At 71.0% G+C, this 16,437-nt stretch carries 13 protein-coding genes and 1 pseudogene; 4 read left to right on the top strand and 10 right to left on the bottom strand.

The genetic code is table 11. From position 1 onward, the window contains the following. From ACWDU1_RS05645 to ACWDU1_RS05660, 4 genes and pseudogenes are all read right to left on the bottom strand, one after another. Positions 1-530 (bottom strand): annotated as a pseudogene (locus tag ACWDU1_RS05645) (hypothetical protein); the annotation flags it as partial. A gap of 68 nt (positions 531-598) precedes the next feature. Then, positions 599-1,696 (bottom strand): HAMP domain-containing sensor histidine kinase, encoded by a 1,098-nt coding sequence (locus tag ACWDU1_RS05650; RefSeq protein WP_449996099.1) that lies wholly within the window; start codon positions 1,694-1,696, stop codon positions 599-601. Then, a complete protein-coding gene (locus ACWDU1_RS05655) occupies positions 1,693-2,394 on the bottom strand; it encodes a response regulator (RefSeq protein ID WP_449996100.1) in 702 nt (233 codons plus the stop codon). The genes ACWDU1_RS05650 and ACWDU1_RS05655 overlap by 4 nt, the downstream gene beginning before the upstream one ends. Positions 2,395-2,470: 76 nt before the next feature. Next, positions 2,471-3,400: a patatin-like phospholipase family protein gene (locus ACWDU1_RS05660; RefSeq protein ID WP_449996101.1), complete on the bottom strand. Its 930-nt coding sequence runs from the start codon at positions 3,398-3,400 to the stop codon at positions 2,471-2,473. A 300-nt stretch (positions 3,401-3,700) separates the two neighbouring features. On the opposite strand from ACWDU1_RS05660, the gene ACWDU1_RS05665 reads away from it, so the two are divergent. After that, on the top strand, positions 3,701-5,029 hold the full coding sequence (locus ACWDU1_RS05665; protein WP_449996102.1) for an alpha/beta hydrolase: 1,329 nt from the start codon (positions 3,701-3,703) through the stop codon (positions 5,027-5,029). Further along, positions 5,026-7,512 carry a phosphatidylglycerol lysyltransferase domain-containing protein gene (locus ACWDU1_RS05670; RefSeq protein WP_449996103.1) on the top strand — a complete coding sequence of 829 codons (2,487 nt, stop codon included), beginning with the start codon at positions 5,026-5,028 and terminating at the stop codon, positions 7,510-7,512. Before ACWDU1_RS05665 ends, ACWDU1_RS05670 begins: the two co-directional genes overlap by 4 nt. Positions 7,513-7,525: 13 nt before the next feature. On the opposite strand, the gene ACWDU1_RS05675 is transcribed toward ACWDU1_RS05670, so the two are convergent. Further along, positions 7,526-7,888: a cupin domain-containing protein gene (locus ACWDU1_RS05675; protein ID WP_449996104.1), complete on the bottom strand. Its 363-nt coding sequence runs from the start codon at positions 7,886-7,888 to the stop codon at positions 7,526-7,528. Positions 7,889-9,542: 1,654 nt separating this feature from the next. Between ACWDU1_RS05675 and ACWDU1_RS05680 the strand changes: the two genes are divergently transcribed. Continuing rightward, positions 9,543-10,160, top strand: a complete 618-nt coding sequence (locus ACWDU1_RS05680) for a hypothetical protein (protein WP_449996105.1) — start codon at positions 9,543-9,545, stop codon at positions 10,158-10,160. 661 nt (positions 10,161-10,821) lie between these two features. Here ACWDU1_RS05680 and ACWDU1_RS05685 read toward each other — a convergent pair. Continuing rightward, the gene (locus ACWDU1_RS05685; RefSeq protein ID WP_449996106.1) at positions 10,822-11,526 is read right to left on the bottom strand and encodes a YoaK family protein; all 705 of its coding nucleotides are present in this window, start codon (positions 11,524-11,526) and stop codon (positions 10,822-10,824) included. A 290-nt stretch (positions 11,527-11,816) separates the two neighbouring features. On the opposite strand from ACWDU1_RS05685, the gene ACWDU1_RS05690 reads away from it, so the two are divergent. Then, positions 11,817-12,743: a universal stress protein gene (locus ACWDU1_RS05690; RefSeq protein WP_449996107.1), complete on the top strand. Its 927-nt coding sequence runs from the start codon at positions 11,817-11,819 to the stop codon at positions 12,741-12,743. Positions 12,744-12,748: 5 nt separating this feature from the next. Here the strand turns inward: ACWDU1_RS05690 and ACWDU1_RS05695 are convergent, their stop codons facing one another. The 4 genes from ACWDU1_RS05695 to ACWDU1_RS05710 form a co-directional block, all read right to left on the bottom strand. Next, positions 12,749-13,759 carry an alcohol dehydrogenase catalytic domain-containing protein gene (locus ACWDU1_RS05695; RefSeq protein WP_449996108.1) on the bottom strand — a complete coding sequence of 337 codons (1,011 nt, stop codon included), beginning with the start codon at positions 13,757-13,759 and terminating at the stop codon, positions 12,749-12,751. 125 nt (positions 13,760-13,884) lie between these two features. Beyond that, positions 13,885-14,964 carry a saccharopine dehydrogenase family protein gene (locus ACWDU1_RS05700; RefSeq protein ID WP_449996109.1) on the bottom strand — a complete coding sequence of 360 codons (1,080 nt, stop codon included), beginning with the start codon at positions 14,962-14,964 and terminating at the stop codon, positions 13,885-13,887. A gap of 81 nt (positions 14,965-15,045) precedes the next feature. Further along, positions 15,046-15,318 (bottom strand): MoaD/ThiS family protein, encoded by a 273-nt coding sequence (locus tag ACWDU1_RS05705; RefSeq protein ID WP_449996110.1) that lies wholly within the window; start codon positions 15,316-15,318, stop codon positions 15,046-15,048. Between the two features lie 4 nt (positions 15,319-15,322). Beyond that, a complete protein-coding gene (locus tag ACWDU1_RS05710) occupies positions 15,323-16,420 on the bottom strand; it encodes a WD40/YVTN/BNR-like repeat-containing protein (protein WP_449996111.1) in 1,098 nt (365 codons plus the stop codon). Positions 16,421-16,437: the final 17 nt, after the last annotated feature.

The following is a 16,437-nucleotide window of genomic DNA, read 5'->3' on the forward strand; positions in this document are numbered from 1 at the left end:
GCGACCGGCCGCACAGCGAAGGGGCCCGCGCGCCGATCCACCACCGCGAGTGATCCGGCCACGGCCGCGGCGGCCACACACAGCGCGAACAACCAGCCGGCGGCGCGGAAGGTGCCGACCGCCAGCAGCGCCAGAGCCGCGACCGACCAGAACAGCCGTTCTCGATTCCGGGCCGCCCCGCCCGGTCGCTGCTGCTCGGGGCCCGGCGGCCGCTGTGCGCGACGGCGGACCACCACTATCGCGCCCGCCGCCGCGGAACCCGCCAGCAACCAGCCGATTCCGGGGCGGTCCACGGGGACGGCGGCCGCCGCGACCACACCGGCGATACCCGCCGCGGGCAGGGCGCCGGGCGTGTACGGCAGGCGCCGCGAGCGGGGCGGCGCGGGAGTTCGCGTGGGCGCCGGTTTCGTGGTCGTGGCGGAGTCGGAGGTGTTCTCCGGTTTCAGGGCCTCGGCGGGGGTGGCGGTGTCCGCCGGTTCCGGTGCGGGAGGGCTGGGCGCGGTGTCGTCCGGGACGGGTCGTCTGGGCATGGTGTCGCTCCTGAGGGTGTGCGGAATCGCCCGGGGCCGAGCGGCTTCCGGGTGGGTGAGCGGGAAGGTCAGAGCTCGGGTGTCCGGGTGGCGGGAAGGACGACGCGGATCCGTGAGCCGGGGTCGGTCACGGCGATGGAACCGTGATGCAGGTCGATCACCCAGCGGGCGATGGCCAGGCCCAGCCCGGTGCCGCCGCCGTCGGTGCGCCCGCCGCGGGTGAAACGGTCGAAGATGTGTTCGCGCTGTTCGGGCGGGATACCGGGACCGTCGTCCTCGACATCGACAACGAGGTCGCCATCCGCGAGGTGGGCCCGCAGCCGCACCTCACCGCCGGTGGGCCCGTGCCGGGCCGCATTGTCGAGGAGATTCACCAGCACCTGATGGAGCCGGGCGCGATCGGCGTAGACGGTGGCGCCCGGCGGGTCGGTTTCGCTGCGGAACCGGATACCGCGGCCCAGCGCCGCCGTCATGACCTCGCCCTCGGCGGTCACCTCGGCGAAGAGCGCGGCGATATCGAATTCCTCCCGCTCCAGTGGCACCGCGCCCGCCTCGATACTGGACAGATCGAGGAGTTCGGAGACCAGCCGGCCCAGCCGTTCGGTCTGGGCGAGGGCGGTCTCCAGTGTCTTCGGATCGGGTTCGGACACCCCGTCCACCAGATTCTCCAGGACGGCGTTCAACGCGGTGATCGGTGTGCGCAATTCGTGCGAGACATTGGCGATGAGGTCGCGGCGTTGGCGGTCCGCCGCGGCCAGGTCGGCGGCCATCCGGTTGAACGCCTCGGCCAGCTGGCCCACTTCGTCACGGGAGGACGCACGGACCCGGGTGCTGTAGTCGCCGCGCGCCATCCGCCGGGCCGCGGCGGTCATCTCACGCAGCGGCATGGTGATGCCGTGTGCCAGGAACTGGGAGGATACGAGCGCGATGAGCATGGCGGCCAGGGTGGTCGCCGGGGGCAGCCAGCCGATCCGCAGGCGGAACCAGCCGAAGGCGAGACCACCCGCGAAGGTCATCAGGATGGCCAGTTTGAGTTTGAGGGAGCGGATCCGGTCCAGCGGTCGCGGTAACACCGCCGCCACCCGATGCGTTATCCGCCGCAGGCCGGATACGAGGCCGGGATCGGGGGCCGCGGAACCGGGCCGGGCGGACGTGGAGCGCGTCATCGGGGCTCCAGGGCGTAACCGACACCGTGGACGGTCCGGATCAGATCGGCGCCGAGTTTGCGCCGCAATGCCTTGATATGGCTGTCGACCGCCCTGGTGCCGGCGGCATCGGCCCAGTCCCACACCTCCTCGAGCAGGCGTTCACGCGCGAGTACCGCGCGGGGTCGCCGGGCCAGCCGGGCGAGCAGGTCGAATTCCAGTGGGGTCAGCTGCGCTTCGGCCCCGGCCCGCCAGACCCTGCGCTGATCGGCATCGATGCGGAGATCGCCGACCACGGTGATCGCGCCGTTGCCCTGCCCGGCGCGATCGACGCGGCGCAGCAGCGCGTGGACCCGGGCGGTGAGCACCCGCAGCGAGAAGGGCTTGGTCAGATAGTCGTCGGCGCCCACACCCAGACCGATGAGCTGATCGGTTTCGTCGGTCCGCGCGGTGAGCATCAGCACCGGAATCGAACGGTCGGCCTGGATACGGCGGCACACCTCCAGCCCGTCGTAGCCGGGCAGCATCACATCGAGGACGACGAGATCGGGTGCGAAGACGCCCGCGGCCGCCACCGCGGCGGGACCGTCGTGGGCCGTATCGACCGTGAAGCCCTCGGCCCGGAGGCGCGCCGCTACGGATTCCGCGATGGTCGGCTCATCGTCCACCACCAGGATCCTCCGCGCCGTACCTCCCCCGACTGCCGCGTTCTGTTCCATGGTCGGCGAGCCTATCCACCGCGTGTGGAGAGAACCGGTACCAAGTTGTGGAGATTCGGTGTGCGCGGGCGCCCGGTTAACCGGAAACGCCGGCCAGCGCCCGGGCGACCGCGTCCGGTGCGTGCGCCGTGGCGGCGTCGAAGGCGGCGCGACGGTGCCCGCGCTTCATGAAATTCCAGCCGAGCCCGCGCATATCGGCGGTGCCCGGTGTTATCGCGACGACGGTCCGCCTGCCCGCCCGGGCCCGCTCGACCTCGCGCCGGAACACCGCCGACATGGGCGTACGCAGTAACCATTGTTCGCCCAGCCCGCCCGGACCCGGTGCGCGGACCCCGGCCGCCGAGGCCATCGGCGCGATCACATAGATTTCGTCGGCTTCGCCCGGGCCGATCAGATCGACCGACGCGGTGGAGGCGGCGCCGCCATCCACGAACACCCGTCCGCCGATCGTTACGGGCGGCATCCACGCGGGTACCGCCCAGGACGCGCGCAGCGCCTCACCGGCCGTCGCGGGCGGCGCGCCGGGGGCACCGAATACGACGCGTTCGCCGCGCCGGGGGTCATAGGCGACCAGCCGGGCGCCGGGATGCGGTAACCGGCCGTCGGGGCCGGCGACGGAGTCGGCCAGGCGCTGTAGCCATCGGGCGTCACCGCGTCCGCGTGGTGCGACGGCGGTGACACGGGCATGCCCACCGCGGGCGGAGAACAGGCCGGCGGGCGCGAGCGGGAACGGCAGGGGGACAGGCGGGATACCACGGGGAGCCGCGGCGATATGCCGCCGCAGCAACGGGTCCTCGGTGCGGCCGGTATGCATATCCACCAGGTCCTCGACGCGGTAGCCGCCGGCCAGCAGGGTGACCAGCTCGGCCCCCGCGGAGGTGCCCTGCAGGACATCGGCCTCGCGCGGGTCCCACGCCAGTTGCTCGCGCAGGGCCGCGAGGGCGGCGACCGCCCAGGCGCCGCCGATGGTCCCGCCGCAGCCGATGACCAGGGCCCGCCGGGTCACGAGAACACCGCCGGGAACGGACCGCATGGCAGGCGGGTGCCGGTGATCGAGTGGCGCGGTGGCGGGCTCGTCCTCCCGGGTCGGGCCAGCGGCATGGTTCTCTCCTTCGGGTCCGGCATCCGGGAACGGATTGTCATTAGTGGAATGACGTGTCATTCGGAGCCTAGTGCGAGTCGTGGGTGCCACGCCAGGGGCGGCGGGCTTTCCGGGTCGCGGCCGGGCGGGTCGCGGCACCGTCGGGCGGCGGGACGCCGGTGTCGATCATGGTTACGGGCGCGGCGCGCTTGCATACTGGGTGTCATGCCGTGGACCGGGCCCGTCGAGGCGATACTCGACCTGCGCGTGACCACCACGGCGGCGGTGGGTGTGTTCGTCCTGGTCGCGGCGGTGGGATCGGCCGTGCTGGCGGCCCGGCGCGGCCGCCGCTGGCTGGTTGCCGGGATCGTCACCGCGATCCTGGTCGCGCTGGTGACCGTAGTCGTGGCCGCCGTGCTCATCGACAAGGTGTGGCGGCCGTTTCCCGACCCGCTGCCGCGCAGCGTCTACCTCTGGTCGGGCGCGGCTGTGCTCGCGGTCGCGCTGCTGGCCGGCCGGTGGTTCGCACGTCGGCGCGACCGGTCGCGTCCGGCGGTCGCGGCCGGGCTCCTCGCGGCCGCGACCGCGGTCGTGCTCGCCGCGGCCGGGGGAATCAACGCGATATACGACGCGTATCCGACGGTGCGTGAGGTCGTGGGGCTCAGCGCCTACCGGACGGTGCCGTTCGACGCTTCGCTGGCCCCGGATCCCGGCACTCCCGCACCGCGGCCCGGGGATTGGGTACCATCCGGCGATCTGCCGGAGACCGGCGCGGTGACGAAAACCGCCATACCGGGTGCGGTTTCCCGATTCTCCGCGCGCGAGGCGCGGATCTACCTGCCGCCCGCGTACTTCGCCGACCCGCGCCCCGCCCTGCCCGTCCTCGTACTGCTCGCCGGGCAACCCGGCAGTACCGACGACTGGCTCGTCGGCGGCCGGCTCACCGAGATCATGGACGAGTACGCGGCCGGCCACCGCGGGCTGGCGCCCATCGTCGTACTGGCCGACGGCACCGGCAGCCGGCTGGGCAACCCGCTGTGCGTCGATTCGCGGCTCGGCAACGCCGCCACCTATCTGGCCGTCGACGTGCCACAGTGGGTGCGCACCCACCTGACAGCCGACCCGGACCCGCGCGCGTGGGCCGTAGGCGGGTTGTCCTACGGCGGTACATGCGCGCTGCAACTGGCCACCACCCACCCCGAGGTCTATCCGACCTTCCTCGACATGTCGGGTCAGCCGGAGCCCACTCTCGGCGACCGGGAGTCGACGTTGCGCGCGGCGTTCGGCGGCGACGCCGCGGCCTTCGCGCGCAACAATCCCGCCGATCTGCTGGCCCGTCATCGCTATCCCGATTCCGCCGGTGCGTTCGTGGTGGGCCTGGACGACGCCGAATACCGGCACGGTATGGAACAGCTGACCGCCGCGGCCCGGGCCGCGGGTATGGATGTCCACCTCACCGAATTGCCCGGGGCGCACAGTTTCGCCGTGTGGTCCGCCGGCCTCGAGAAGGAGATGCCGTGGCTCGGCCACCGACTCGGCCTCGACGCGTCATGACGACCCGCCTCGTCTCCGGAGCCGCCCGCGCGCCCGTGACCCTGGGCCTGCTGGTGGTCATCTGGGTTCTCGCCGTGGCGACCGGCGCGTGGCGCAGCGGTCCCGCACCGGAACTGGCGTCGAATGTCTCGCTAGGGATCCGGACCTTCACCGAGGGGCATGTGTGGACCCTGTGGACGTCGGGCCTGTTCGCCTCCGGATTCGGCGACTACCTGCTGTCGAGTTTGTTCGTGCTGCTGATCGCGGTACCGGTCGAACAGCGGATCGGCAGTGGCCGGTTCGCGATCGCGGTATTCGTGGCGCAGGGCGCGGGTGCGGCCCTGGCGCTGGTGGCGGCCCGGTTGGCGTCGGCGGTGCCGAACTCGTGGGGCCTGGAACTGCACGGGCATGTGACCGAGGAACCGCTGCCGTGGGTTCTCGGCGCGCTGCTCGCCGCCACCGCCGGCATGCACACGCTGTGGCGCCGCCGGATCCGCACCCTGCTGCTGGTGGTGCTCGTGACCGCCGCGCTGTTCGCGGGCCATCTGCAGGATGTGACGCGGTTGTCGGTGGCGGTGGCCGGGCTGCTCCTGGGCCCGGTGCTGTTCGGGCGCGCCGCCCGCCGCCCGGCGCTCGGCGGCACCATCCGCGAGCGCCGTACCCTGGTCGCCCTCGTCCTGGCAGCCAGTGTCGCCGGTCCGATCCTCGCGGTGTTCTCGCCGCATGCCATCGGGCCGCTGTCGTCCCTGCGGGAATTGTTCGATCAGGTCCCCTACAGTGCACGCGAACTGGTCGATATCTGTGCCGATCCGGCCCTGCACGGCGAATGCCGCCGCGGGCAGAGGGCTCTCGGTCTGTCCGGCTTCGGCCCGCTGATGATGAATCTGATGCCGTCGGTGGTACTGCTGGTCGGCGCCGAGGGGTTGCGCCGCGGGCGGCGCGCGGCGTGGCTGCTCTCGGTGGGCGGGCACGCGGTGCTCATCGCTGTCGCCGCCGCGGGTGTCGTCGTCCGGATCACCGGACAGGACCAGACGCGTTCGCTGCTCTACGGTGTCCACCGGCACAGCTCGGTATATATGGAATTCGCACCACTGCTCGCTCTACTGGCGGTTCTGCTCCTGCTGCTGCTCACCCGGCGGCTGTTCGACGTCCGGGCTCCGCGCGGAACATATCGCCGGGTCTGGCAGGGCGCGTTCGCCGCGGCCGGGGTCGCGTTGGTGGCGTACCTCGTCACGGGGACGCTGCTGGGCGAGGGTTTCGACCGGGAACCCGGTATCGGCACCCTGTTGCGGGATGCGCCGCTGCGGCTGCTCCCGCCGGTGTATCTCCAGCTCTTCGAACCGCCGGTGCTTCCGCTCACCGCCGCGGCCACCCTGGTGTTCGAATGGATCGGCGTCCTGGTGTGGATCGTCTTCTGCGTACTGATGCTGCGCAGCTTCCGCGCTCCGCCGTCGGGATACGACCTCGGTGGCGAGCGCCGGGTGCGGGAACTGCTGCACGATCCCGGTGGCGGATCGCTGTCGTGGATGGCCACCTGGGCGGGCAACAGGTACTGGTTCACCGCGGACGGCCGGCACGCGGTGGCCTACCGCCTGCACTCCGGTGTCGCGCTGACGGTCACCGACCCGATCGGCGACCGCGGGGGGCTCACCGGCGCGGTCGACGAGTTCGCGGCCTATTGCCTGGGCAACGGCTGGACCCCCTGCTTCTACTCGGTCGGCGACGACACCGCGGCGCTGGCCCGGGAACACGGCTGGAGCTGCCTGCGCGTGGCCGAGGAGACCCTGGTCGAATTGGAGGGTCTGGCCTTCAAGGGCAAGAAATTCCAGGATGTGCGGACCGCCCTGAACCGGGCCGGCAAGGAAGGGATCGAAGCCCGCTGGACGACGTTCGCCCAGGCGCCGCTGTCGGTCACCGAGCAGATCGTGGACATCTCCGAGGAATGGGCGGCCGACAAGGGGCTGCCGGAAATGGGTTTCACCCTCGGCGGGCTCGCCGAACTGCGTGATCCGGAGGTCCGGTTGTTGCTGGCCGTGGACGCGGACGACCACGTTCACGCGGTGACCTCCTGGCTGCCGGTCTTCCGAGACGGCGCACCGGTGGGCCTGACCCTGGATTTCATGCGCCGCCGCTCCGACGGGTTCCGGGCGTCGATGGAGTTCCTGATCGCGTCGGCGGCGTTGTCCGCCGAGGAGGAAGGGCTCGAATTCCTCAGTCTGTCCGGTGCACCGCTGGCCGGCGGCGATCCCGGCGAATCCGATTTGGATCGCGGTGCGCTCGACGCCATGCTCGATCTGCTCGGCCGTACCCTCGAACCGGTCTACGGATTCCGGTCGCTGCTGGCCTTCAAGGCCAAATTCCAGCCCCGGCACCGGCCGATGTACATGGTGTTCCCCGATCCCGCCGCATTACCGGCCATCGGGATCGCCGTCGGCCGCGCGTACCTCCCGCATATGTCACTGGAGGAGGGCGGGCAATTGCTGACCCAGTTGCTGCGGCGGTGAACAGAGAGTCCGGTCAGGGTTTGGCGTAGTCGGCGAACCCCTGCCAGTCGATCATCACGCAGGGTTCGTCGCCGACTATCCAGGCGTCGTGCCCGGGCGGGACACTCATGAAATCCCCGGGCCCGAACTCTTGTTTCTCCCCGTCGTCCATGACCACCATCATGTGCCCCGAAACGCAATAACCCGCGTGCGCGGCCTGGCAACTATCGGTCTGTGCGATCGGTTTGACATGTTCGGACCATTTCCAGCCGGGCTCGAATATCGCCCGCCCCACCGGGCCGGCGTCGAGGTTGACCAGATCGAGTCTGCCCTTGCCCGCCTCGAATCTGCGGGTCTCCTCGGGTGACTCGAAGTTCTTGCGTACCAAGCCGGACATGATTCGCGCTCCTCGGTGTCGCTTCCCCCGTTTCGGATCGATCGGGTTTCGCCGGGAACGCACACCGGGGTGCGTGCGATGGATCTTCGCGCCGCGCCGCGCGCCCCGGACCACAAGAGTGATGCGGGTCACATTTTACTGTTCGGGGGGCCGGGGCGGCAAGGTGTCGCATCGGCCCGGGAACCGGCGGTGGGCAGCGGCCACGGACTTCCCATCCAGGAGAGTTCTCGCAGCTCGCGCGGCGAACGCGGACAGATCAGACTGGTGGTTGTGTCAGTGTGAGTCCTACCGTGGGTATCGGCCGGGCTGATGATGGTCCGGCCTGCTGCTGCGACGACAAGCGGAGAGATCGGTGAGCCGGACCCCGAGAATAGACGTGAGCGAACTGCGTGCCCTGGTATCGACCATGGAGCAGTTGATCGCGGAGGCGTCCCGGGTCACGGCGGAACTGCGGGCCGCGGTGGCCTCGGCCGAAGAGGCCGGCGGACAGGCTGTGGCCGCTGTGGCCCGCTCAGCCGCCCGGGTCGACGTGGGTGGTGAGGCCGCCGGTACTACTGCCGGTACGCGGGCGGGTACGCCGTGGTCGCGGAAGCGGGGCGGCGCGGCCGGTGCCGGACGGCCGCGGGTGGCCGAGACGGCCGATTCTGCTTCGTCCGCACGGGTTCCGGAGAACGCGACCGTCCTCCGGATACCCGAGGCGCGGCCGATCGTCGGTTCGGGGGCGCCCACACGCGGCGCCGGAACCGGGCCGGAGCCGTCCGCGGTGGCCGGCGCCGCACCGGTCGATGGAAAGTCGCGGGACCGGGAGCCGGTGGTCGAAGACGCCGGGCGAGAGCTGCCGGCGGTACCGCGGCCGGCTCCGCCCCGGCCGCTCCCGCAACCACGGGCAGACGTCCCGCCCGGGGCGGTCGCCGGTTCAGAGCGACGACCGGCTCCCGAGGTGCCGCCCGGGCCGGAGCGACGACCGGCTGCCGAGGTGCCGGCCGGGCCGGAGCGACGACCGGCTGCCGAGGTGCCGGCCGGGCCGGAGCGTCCGGTGGTGTCCGGTGGGCCGGTGCACGAGACCCGGCGGCCGCCGCGGGTTTCGGAGTTCGGGTTGTTGTCCGCCGGGGCGGGGGAGCGGCGGCGCGGGGGACCGGACAGTGATGCGACGCTCGGGATCGGTGCCGCGGCCGGGCCGGGAGTGTCGCCGGTGGGGTCGCCGGTCTTGCCGGGCGCGGAATCCGTGCCCGCCGAAGCGTGGGGTACCGGTGTGGCCGGTCCCGCGGATACGGTCGACCGCTCGCCCGCGGAAGCCGCCGGGGCCGCTGATGGGCCGCCTGGGCGACCGGCGCCGGCGGATCCCGTACCGCGGCATTTTTCAGCGGAGCCCGGTCGGCCGGATCCGCCCTCGCCACCCGAGGCGGTCGAGGCTGCGGAAGCTGCGGAAGCTCAGCGAGAGGAAGCGGTTTCGGAGGTTCGGCGGCCCGGATTACTGTTGCTCGCCGAGCCGGAGATCACATCGGCCGGCGCGGTGGCACCGGACCCTCCGGATTCTCCGGTACCACCCGGCGGTGCGGTGCCGCTGCGACTGGTGGGCGATTCGCGACCTCCCGGTGAGCCCGAACCGATATCGGGCGCGGAGGGGCGGGCGGCCGCCCGGATGATCGGCAGGGTGAATTCCGGTACGGCCGGGGCCATCCGGGAGATGGCGATCAGGCACAACCTGGAGATCCGCGGGTTCGATACCCATTCCGTCGACGCCGATATCGGGAGCGAGATCATCGCCGCGGTGGACACCCTGTTCGCGAAGTACACGGTCGAGCTCTACGGGATCGAGATCGCCGAACAGCGCGAGGACACGCTGCGGCGCGAGCGCCGCAAAGGTGTGGAAACCGGAGACTCCGCCCCGCCTCGGGTGTGGATCACACTGGCATGGTCGGAGCTGGGGGATCCGGCCCCGGATTCCGGGGCGGGCCAGGGACGAAAGCTGTTCCGGCGATCGGATCCCGCCGCTCGTCCGGTGTACGCGGCGGTGGTGCGCGCATTCGGCGCGGCGCTGGACGAGGCGGGCGGCCACCGGGCGCGCCAAGAGGCCTGGCGGATCCTGATGACCGGTTCACTGGGTGGGGGGCTGAACCTCGGGCAGGGCCTGCTCGATCCGGCGCGGGCGCTGATCGATGGATTCGTGGAGGTCGAGTTACGGGGAAAGCGGGCCGGTGAAACGGCGGGCATGTTGCACGAGGCGCTGGTGAAAATGATTCGCGCAAATCCCGAGGAGACATCGGCGTGATTCGCCGATATTCGATCGGCATCACAATTCGATGGTCATTTACGGGTATCGTGGAGGAACCGTGTGAAGATGCGATATTCGCGGCGAATTCGACGCACGGTTCGTTACTGCCGGGGCGAGGTGTCTAACAATCATGAGAACTCGGACACGGCTGCCGAGGGCTTTTCCTATCCGGCGTGACGGGCTCGCATGCGGCCGTGGGCCGGATATCGTGGTTTTCCCGGAATAGGTGATCGGCGCGGTCGTGCCGCGTATTCGTGCACTGAATCGTTTCTCACCGGACGGGTCCTGACGGTGCATATTCCAGGTGTTAGTCTGCAGACGTGGACGCTCCAGAAAAAGGGTCTCCACATCGGGCGGTGGCCCTTTCGGCGCTGCGTTCGGAATCCAAGTCGTTCACAGCCTGTGGTGACGAGGGCATCGCCGGTTTTGCGATTACTTTAACCGGAGAACGATCCCATCATTTCGTCGGGAGAAGAGAGAAACGTCATGAGTGCAGTAATCGGTCTCGGCTCTGCGGTCATCGGGCTGGGAGTCAGTGCGGCATGGGCACTGCTCGGCTTGGTTTTCTGAGAACGGATGGTGCTGTCGCCGGTGATGGACGGGGTGAGCGGCCTCCCCTCGCGTGCGCGCCGGCTTCGGCACCTCCGGTGCCCGTTGCTCACTCGGTGAACGGGCCGTGCCGATCCAGATGTAGATACGTGTAGCCGGTGACCACGAGACATACGAGGGTGGCGGTGATCAGCATCGCCCAGCCGGCTACCACCAGCGCGAGCAATCCGCCCGCGAGCGTGCCGAGCGCGAAGGCCGCGTACAGCAGGAAGTAGCCGAGCCAGTCGGCGTAGTCGCCTCCACTGGCGTGACGTTCGAGGCCCTGTCCCATCTTGACGAGAGTGCCGGTCACATAGCTCAGCGGCACCGATACCTCGTCGTTCGCGAGGAACGAGGTGTTGAGGGCGCCCACGCCGAAGGCTACGAACAGGATCGGGACGAAGTCGATATCGTCCGGATTTCCCTGGTACAGCACGAGATCCGTGGCCGCCCCGATGGCCAGGCAGAAGGTCGTGAGCAGCGTGGGGCCGTGGGGATGCCGGGTCCAGTAGCGTCGACGGCACCACGACGCGACCACCACGCCGCCGACGAACGACGCGATCAGCGCGAGCGCGGCCGCGGCCATTTCCGGCTCACCGCGGAAGTAGCCGAGGACCGCGCGTTCGGTATTGCCCGTCATGAACGTGACGAAGAATCCCGCGGTATGGGTGAACGCCGCGGCTCCGATCAGTCCGGCCAGCGCGGCGAGCACCCAGGACAATCGGGCATCGGCGTCGGCCGACACCCGTCTGCGCTCGGTATCCGGTTTCGGCACGGATCGGGCCCCTTTCCGGTGATCGTCGTTGCCGCGGCGGTTCCGGCCGCGGACGAATTCTCCTGTGGCTGCCGGAACCCTCGTGCCGGTGACGTCCAGATCGGCGTGTCGGGCGCGGGGAGACCGGCCCGGACGCGGGCCCCGGTATCTCGGTGGCCGTGCGTGTCTGCCCGGCCCCCGGCCGCTGTGCTTCTATCCTGTGCGCTACGGGTCGACGGGCCGGAAATGCGCTTCGGCGTGCGCCGATACCGGTCGACGGTCGCGGTAGCGGTACGGAAAGGTGGGACGGTATGCGCCCGAGCGCCTCAGGACAGCACATCGTGGCCGGTGTCGACGGCTCCGACACCTCCCTGGCCGCCGCGCGGTGGGCGACGGTATTCGCCGAGAGACTGGGGCTCCCGATCCATCTGGTGCACTCCTCACCCGCGCCGGGGCCGATGCCCGATATCGCCCTCACGCCAGCGGAATCGGAGCGACGGCAGCAGGCCTACTGCGCGGAGTTGCTGGACTCGGCGGTGGGCGCGGTGCGGCAGTGGGCTCCCGGTGTCGAGACGCGGGCGATCGCGGACGACCGGGCGCCCGCCGCCGGTCTGCTCGCCGCGGCCGAGGGCGCCGCGATGATCGTGCTGGGTGCGACCGGGGCCGGCTCGGTCGAGCGCTGGATCCTGGGCTCCACGGTCCTGCGCGTCGTCACGCACGCACAGTGCCCGGTGGCCGTCTGGCGTGGTGACCTCGCGAACCCCGTCCCCGACGGCCGCCCGATAGTGGTGGGCGCGGACGGGAGCCCGATCTCGGCGGCCGCGACCCGACTGGCATTCGAATGGGCGGAATTGCTGAGCACCCGGGTGACCGCGGTACGGACCTGGTCCGACGGCGCCGCCGCCGGAGATTCGGTGCCCACCGCCCTGCAGTTGCTCGGCCCGACGGCGATGGTCGTCGATTGGGACGCCGTCGCGCGTTCCGAGGCGGAGACACTGTCGACGATCATCGCCCCCTACCGCCGGGACTTCCCCGGTGTGCCGGTCGAGGAACGCTCCCGGCGCGGCTCGGCGGCCCGCGAACTGCTGCGCGCCCTGGAAGACGGCCAGCTGGCGGTGGTGGGCAGCAAAGGGTGGGGTCGGTTCCGCGGCGCACTGCTGGGTTCCACCAGCCAGAATCTGTTGCACCGAGCCGATCGCCCGATCGTCGTCCACCGCGGCGCCGAGACCGAGGAATAGATCGCTCAGGCGAAGGTGATGACCGACCGGCCGCCCGCGTCGCCCCCGGCCATGGCGTCCAGCGCGGCATTGGCGTCGCGCAGGCCGATCGGGGTGATATCGGGCAGGATCCCGTGTGCCGCGGAGAACGCGAGCGCGTCCCGGGCGTCGTGCGGTGAGCCGGACGGATTGCACATGATGTGCAGCCGGTCGAGGACCATCGGCTGCGGAGGCAGGACCAGTGCTTCGGGACTGTAACCGCACAGCACGAGGGTGCCGTCCGGCGCCAGGCCGGTCAGCGTCGCGGCGGCGGCCGAGGTGGACGGGGCGGCGTTCAGGATCAGGTCCGCGCCACCGTCCCAGTTCCGCAGGGCCGCGGCCGGGTCGGTGTCCTGGGTGGCGATGAACAGTTCGGCGCCCTGCTCCCGGGCGGACGCCTCACCGCGCCTCGACCGGCCCACCGCGGCGACCCGGGCGCCCATGGCGACGGCGTAACGGATCGCCAGCGCCCCCACTCCGCCGGTGCCGACGACCGCGACCCGTGATGTGGGCGTGATACCGGCCTGCCGCAGGCTGTTGAACGCGGTCAGGCCCGCGCACATCAGGGGCGCGGCCGCGATCGGGTCGAGGCCGGGCGGTAGCGGTGTCACGAAATCGGCTTCCAGGACCGCGTATTCGGCATATCCACCGTCCATGAAGATGCCGGTGATGCGTTTGCGGGGGCACAGGATCTGGTCGCCGCGCGCGCAGTAGTCGCAATGCCGGCAGGAACCGCCCAGGAACTGGGCGCCGACCGTGGTCCCGGTCTCGGGCCACGTCACGCCGGGGCCCGCGGCGGTGACGACACCGGTGATCTCGTGGCCCGGCACCACCGGGAACGGGGCACCGGGCCAATTACCCTGGAGCAGGCCGAGGTCGGTATGGCAGACCCCGCAGGCCGTGACGCGCACCAAGACCTGGCCCGGGCCGGGTTCCGGAATATCGCGTTCGGTGATCGTGAGCGGTTCACCGGCCGCGGTGGCGAGGGCCGTGAGCATTGCCGACCTCCCTGATCTCCGCTGGTGGGACGATCCTAGGACGGGTCAGGCGGAAATCGGCGATGGCGCGCGCCGGTATCCGCTCCGGCAGGAAACCGATCCGAACCGGATCGGCCGGTCGATGCTCAGCGCGTGACGCCCGCGGCGGCCGCACCGGCGGTGAGGGCGTCCAGGCCGAACGCCTCGACCGGCCCGAGTGCCCCGGTGCCCCGCAGACCGCCGTCGAGCGCGGTCTGCGCACCCCACGCGAGGATCGCCCCGGTGAAATCGTAGGGGTCGCCGCCGGTGAGCGTCACCGATGCCACGATCCGGCCCGCCGTATCGGACGCCTCCGCGACCGCCCAGGTGCGGGTGCGGGCCCTTGACGCGGCGTCCGGACCGCCGGTCGATCCCCGCACCAGGCGGTCCAGCGTGCCCTCGGCCAGACGCTTCAGCGGATCCACCCGGGCCACCGCGCCGGTCAGCAGGGACGTGGCCCGGAAGCCCTGCGCGGCCATACCCGGCATACCGAGGTAGACCCCGGCGTCCCGCAGGCGCGGGTAGGAACGGATCAGGGCCAGATGCTCCGAACCCGGGACCGAGGCGCCGGTGAGCCTGCGGCCCGCCACATCGAACGCGCGGACCCGGGCGCCCGTGCGCTCGTCGGCGAGTCGGCCGTCGCGGAGGGCGAAACCTCCGGCGAACAGCATCCCGGCCATCGACGCGCGGGTTCCGCCGCTGGTGCCGGGGTCGGTGATGAAGTAGCCGATATCGACCCGGACGGCTTCCGGTGCCTCCGCCAGCGCGAGGGCCGCGGCCAGATTGCCGGGGACGTAGTCGAACCCGAACGCGGTGAGCAACGAGGAACCCGCCGCGGCGGCCTCTTCGTGCCGGTCGAACACCCCGCGGATGAACGGGCCTTCCCCGGTCGAATCGAAATAGTGGGCCCCCGCCGATACCGCCGCGTCCAGGGCGGGACCGCCGTATTTCAGGAACGGCCCGACCGTCGTCACCAGGACGTCACCGCGGCCCAGCAGCGCGCGCACCGAGGCGGGGTCGGTCACGTCGGCCACTGCCGTATCCGCACCGCCGAGATCCGCGGCCAGTTTCCCGACCGCGGTGGCGTCCCGGGCGGCGAGTACGGGTGCGGCGCCCCGGCCGATGAGGGCCTCGGCGATCAGACGGCCGGTGTATCCGGTGGCCCCGAACAACACGATTTTCGACATGGTGCGTACTACTTCCGTTCTGCTCGTCGGTCGGTTTGGACCTTACGGCGCGGCCCCGCGCCCCGCCCGGCGGCAGGTGTTTCAGCCGCCTGCCACCGACGGGATGATCATCACCTCGGTCGCCGGACCGACGCGGGTCCCGGGACCGTCGAGCGTGCGGCATTCGTCGCCGTCGACGAAGAAGTTCACATAGCGTCGCAGCGCGCCGCTTTCGTCGCGCAGCCGGCGCTCCAGCGCGGGCGACCGTTCCCGCAGGGTGTCCAGGACCTCGCCGAGCGTGCCGCCGTCGACGTCGATCTCCTTGGCGCCGCCGATATGGGGCCGGAGCATGGACGGCAGGTGTACGCGGGCCACGGTGTCACCCGACCACGGCGGCGCGCACGCACAGGACATCCGGCAGCCGGTCGGCGACCAGCTGCCAGTGGTCGCCCTCATCGGGGCTGCAGTAGACCTCGCCGTTGCGGGTGCCGAAGTAGATACCGGCGGGGTCCGCGTCGTCGGCGCACATGGCGTCGCGCATGACAGCCGCCCAGAACGGTACCCGCGGGAGTCCGTCGGTCTGCGCGGACCAGGTCTCACCACCGTCGGTGCTGCGGTACACGGCGCAGGTCGCCTCCGGTGGGAACCGGAACCGGTCCATATCCGCGACCAGCGGGAAGGTGTAGATCACGCCCGGGCGCCGCGGGTGGGCGACGATCGGGAACCCGAAGTTGGCGGGTGGCAGCCCGCCGTCGATCGCCTGCCAGCTCACACCGTCGTCGGTACTGCGGAAGACCCCGCCGTGATTCTGGAGATAGAGGGTGCTCGGCGTCCGCGCGTCCATGGCGACCTTGTGCACGCATTGCCCCCACTCCGGCAGTTCCCCCGGCATGAAATCGGCGGTCACGCCCTTGTTCGTGGGTTCCCAGGAGGCGCCGCCGTCACCGGTCTGATAGACGCCGCCGGTGGAGACTGCGACCGCCAGGCGGCGGGTGTCGCGTGGATGGGGCAGAACCGTGTGCAGAGCGAGACCACCGCCACCCGGCATCCATTCGGACCGGTGCGGGTGCTCCCACAGGCCGCGCACCAGGTCGAAGGTGCGGCCGCCGTCGGCGGAGCGGAACAGCGCCGACGGTTCGACCCCCGCGTACACCACGTCCGGTTCGGCGTCGGTGGCGGGCGCGATCTGCCAGACACCCTGCAGCGCCGCCTCGGTATCGGCGGGAAAGGCCAGTGGTGCGTCGTCGGGTTCGCTCCAGGTCGCGCCGAGATCGTCACTGGTCACCAGTGTGGGCCCGAAATGACTGTCCAGGACTCCCGCGAGCACCCGGGGCACCTTCCGCCGGGTGTCGATGGCGAGTGCCTTCACGTCGGCGACGGCGAACTGCGGTGGGCTCACATCCCAGCTCGATCTGCCGTCCCGGCTCCGGGCCAGGAACAATCCCTTACGCGTTCCGATACCGAGCAAAACGTCCACCGCCGACCTCCTGGGGT

The organism is Nocardia sp. NPDC003345 (assembly GCF_053589395.1).

Excerpts from the sequence above, each read along its gene's own strand:
- ACWDU1_RS05650 (WP_449996099.1), bottom strand. The coding sequence starts at position 1,696 with ATGACGCGCTCCACGTCCGCCCGGCCCGGTTCCGCGGCCCCCGATCCC.
- ACWDU1_RS05655 (WP_449996100.1), bottom strand. The coding sequence starts at position 2,394 with ATGGAACAGAACGCGGCAGTCGGGGGAGGTACGGCGCGGAGGATCCTG.
- ACWDU1_RS05665 (WP_449996102.1), top strand. The coding sequence starts at position 3,701 with ATGCCGTGGACCGGGCCCGTCGAGGCGATACTCGACCTGCGCGTGACC.
- ACWDU1_RS05670 (WP_449996103.1), top strand. The coding sequence starts at position 5,026 with ATGACGACCCGCCTCGTCTCCGGAGCCGCCCGCGCGCCCGTGACCCTG.
- ACWDU1_RS05675 (WP_449996104.1), bottom strand. The coding sequence starts at position 7,888 with ATGTCCGGCTTGGTACGCAAGAACTTCGAGTCACCCGAGGAGACCCGC.
- ACWDU1_RS05690 (WP_449996107.1), top strand. The coding sequence starts at position 11,817 with ATGCGCCCGAGCGCCTCAGGACAGCACATCGTGGCCGGTGTCGACGGC.
- ACWDU1_RS05695 (WP_449996108.1), bottom strand. The coding sequence starts at position 13,759 with ATGCTCACGGCCCTCGCCACCGCGGCCGGTGAACCGCTCACGATCACC.
- ACWDU1_RS05700 (WP_449996109.1), bottom strand. The coding sequence starts at position 14,964 with ATGTCGAAAATCGTGTTGTTCGGGGCCACCGGATACACCGGCCGTCTG.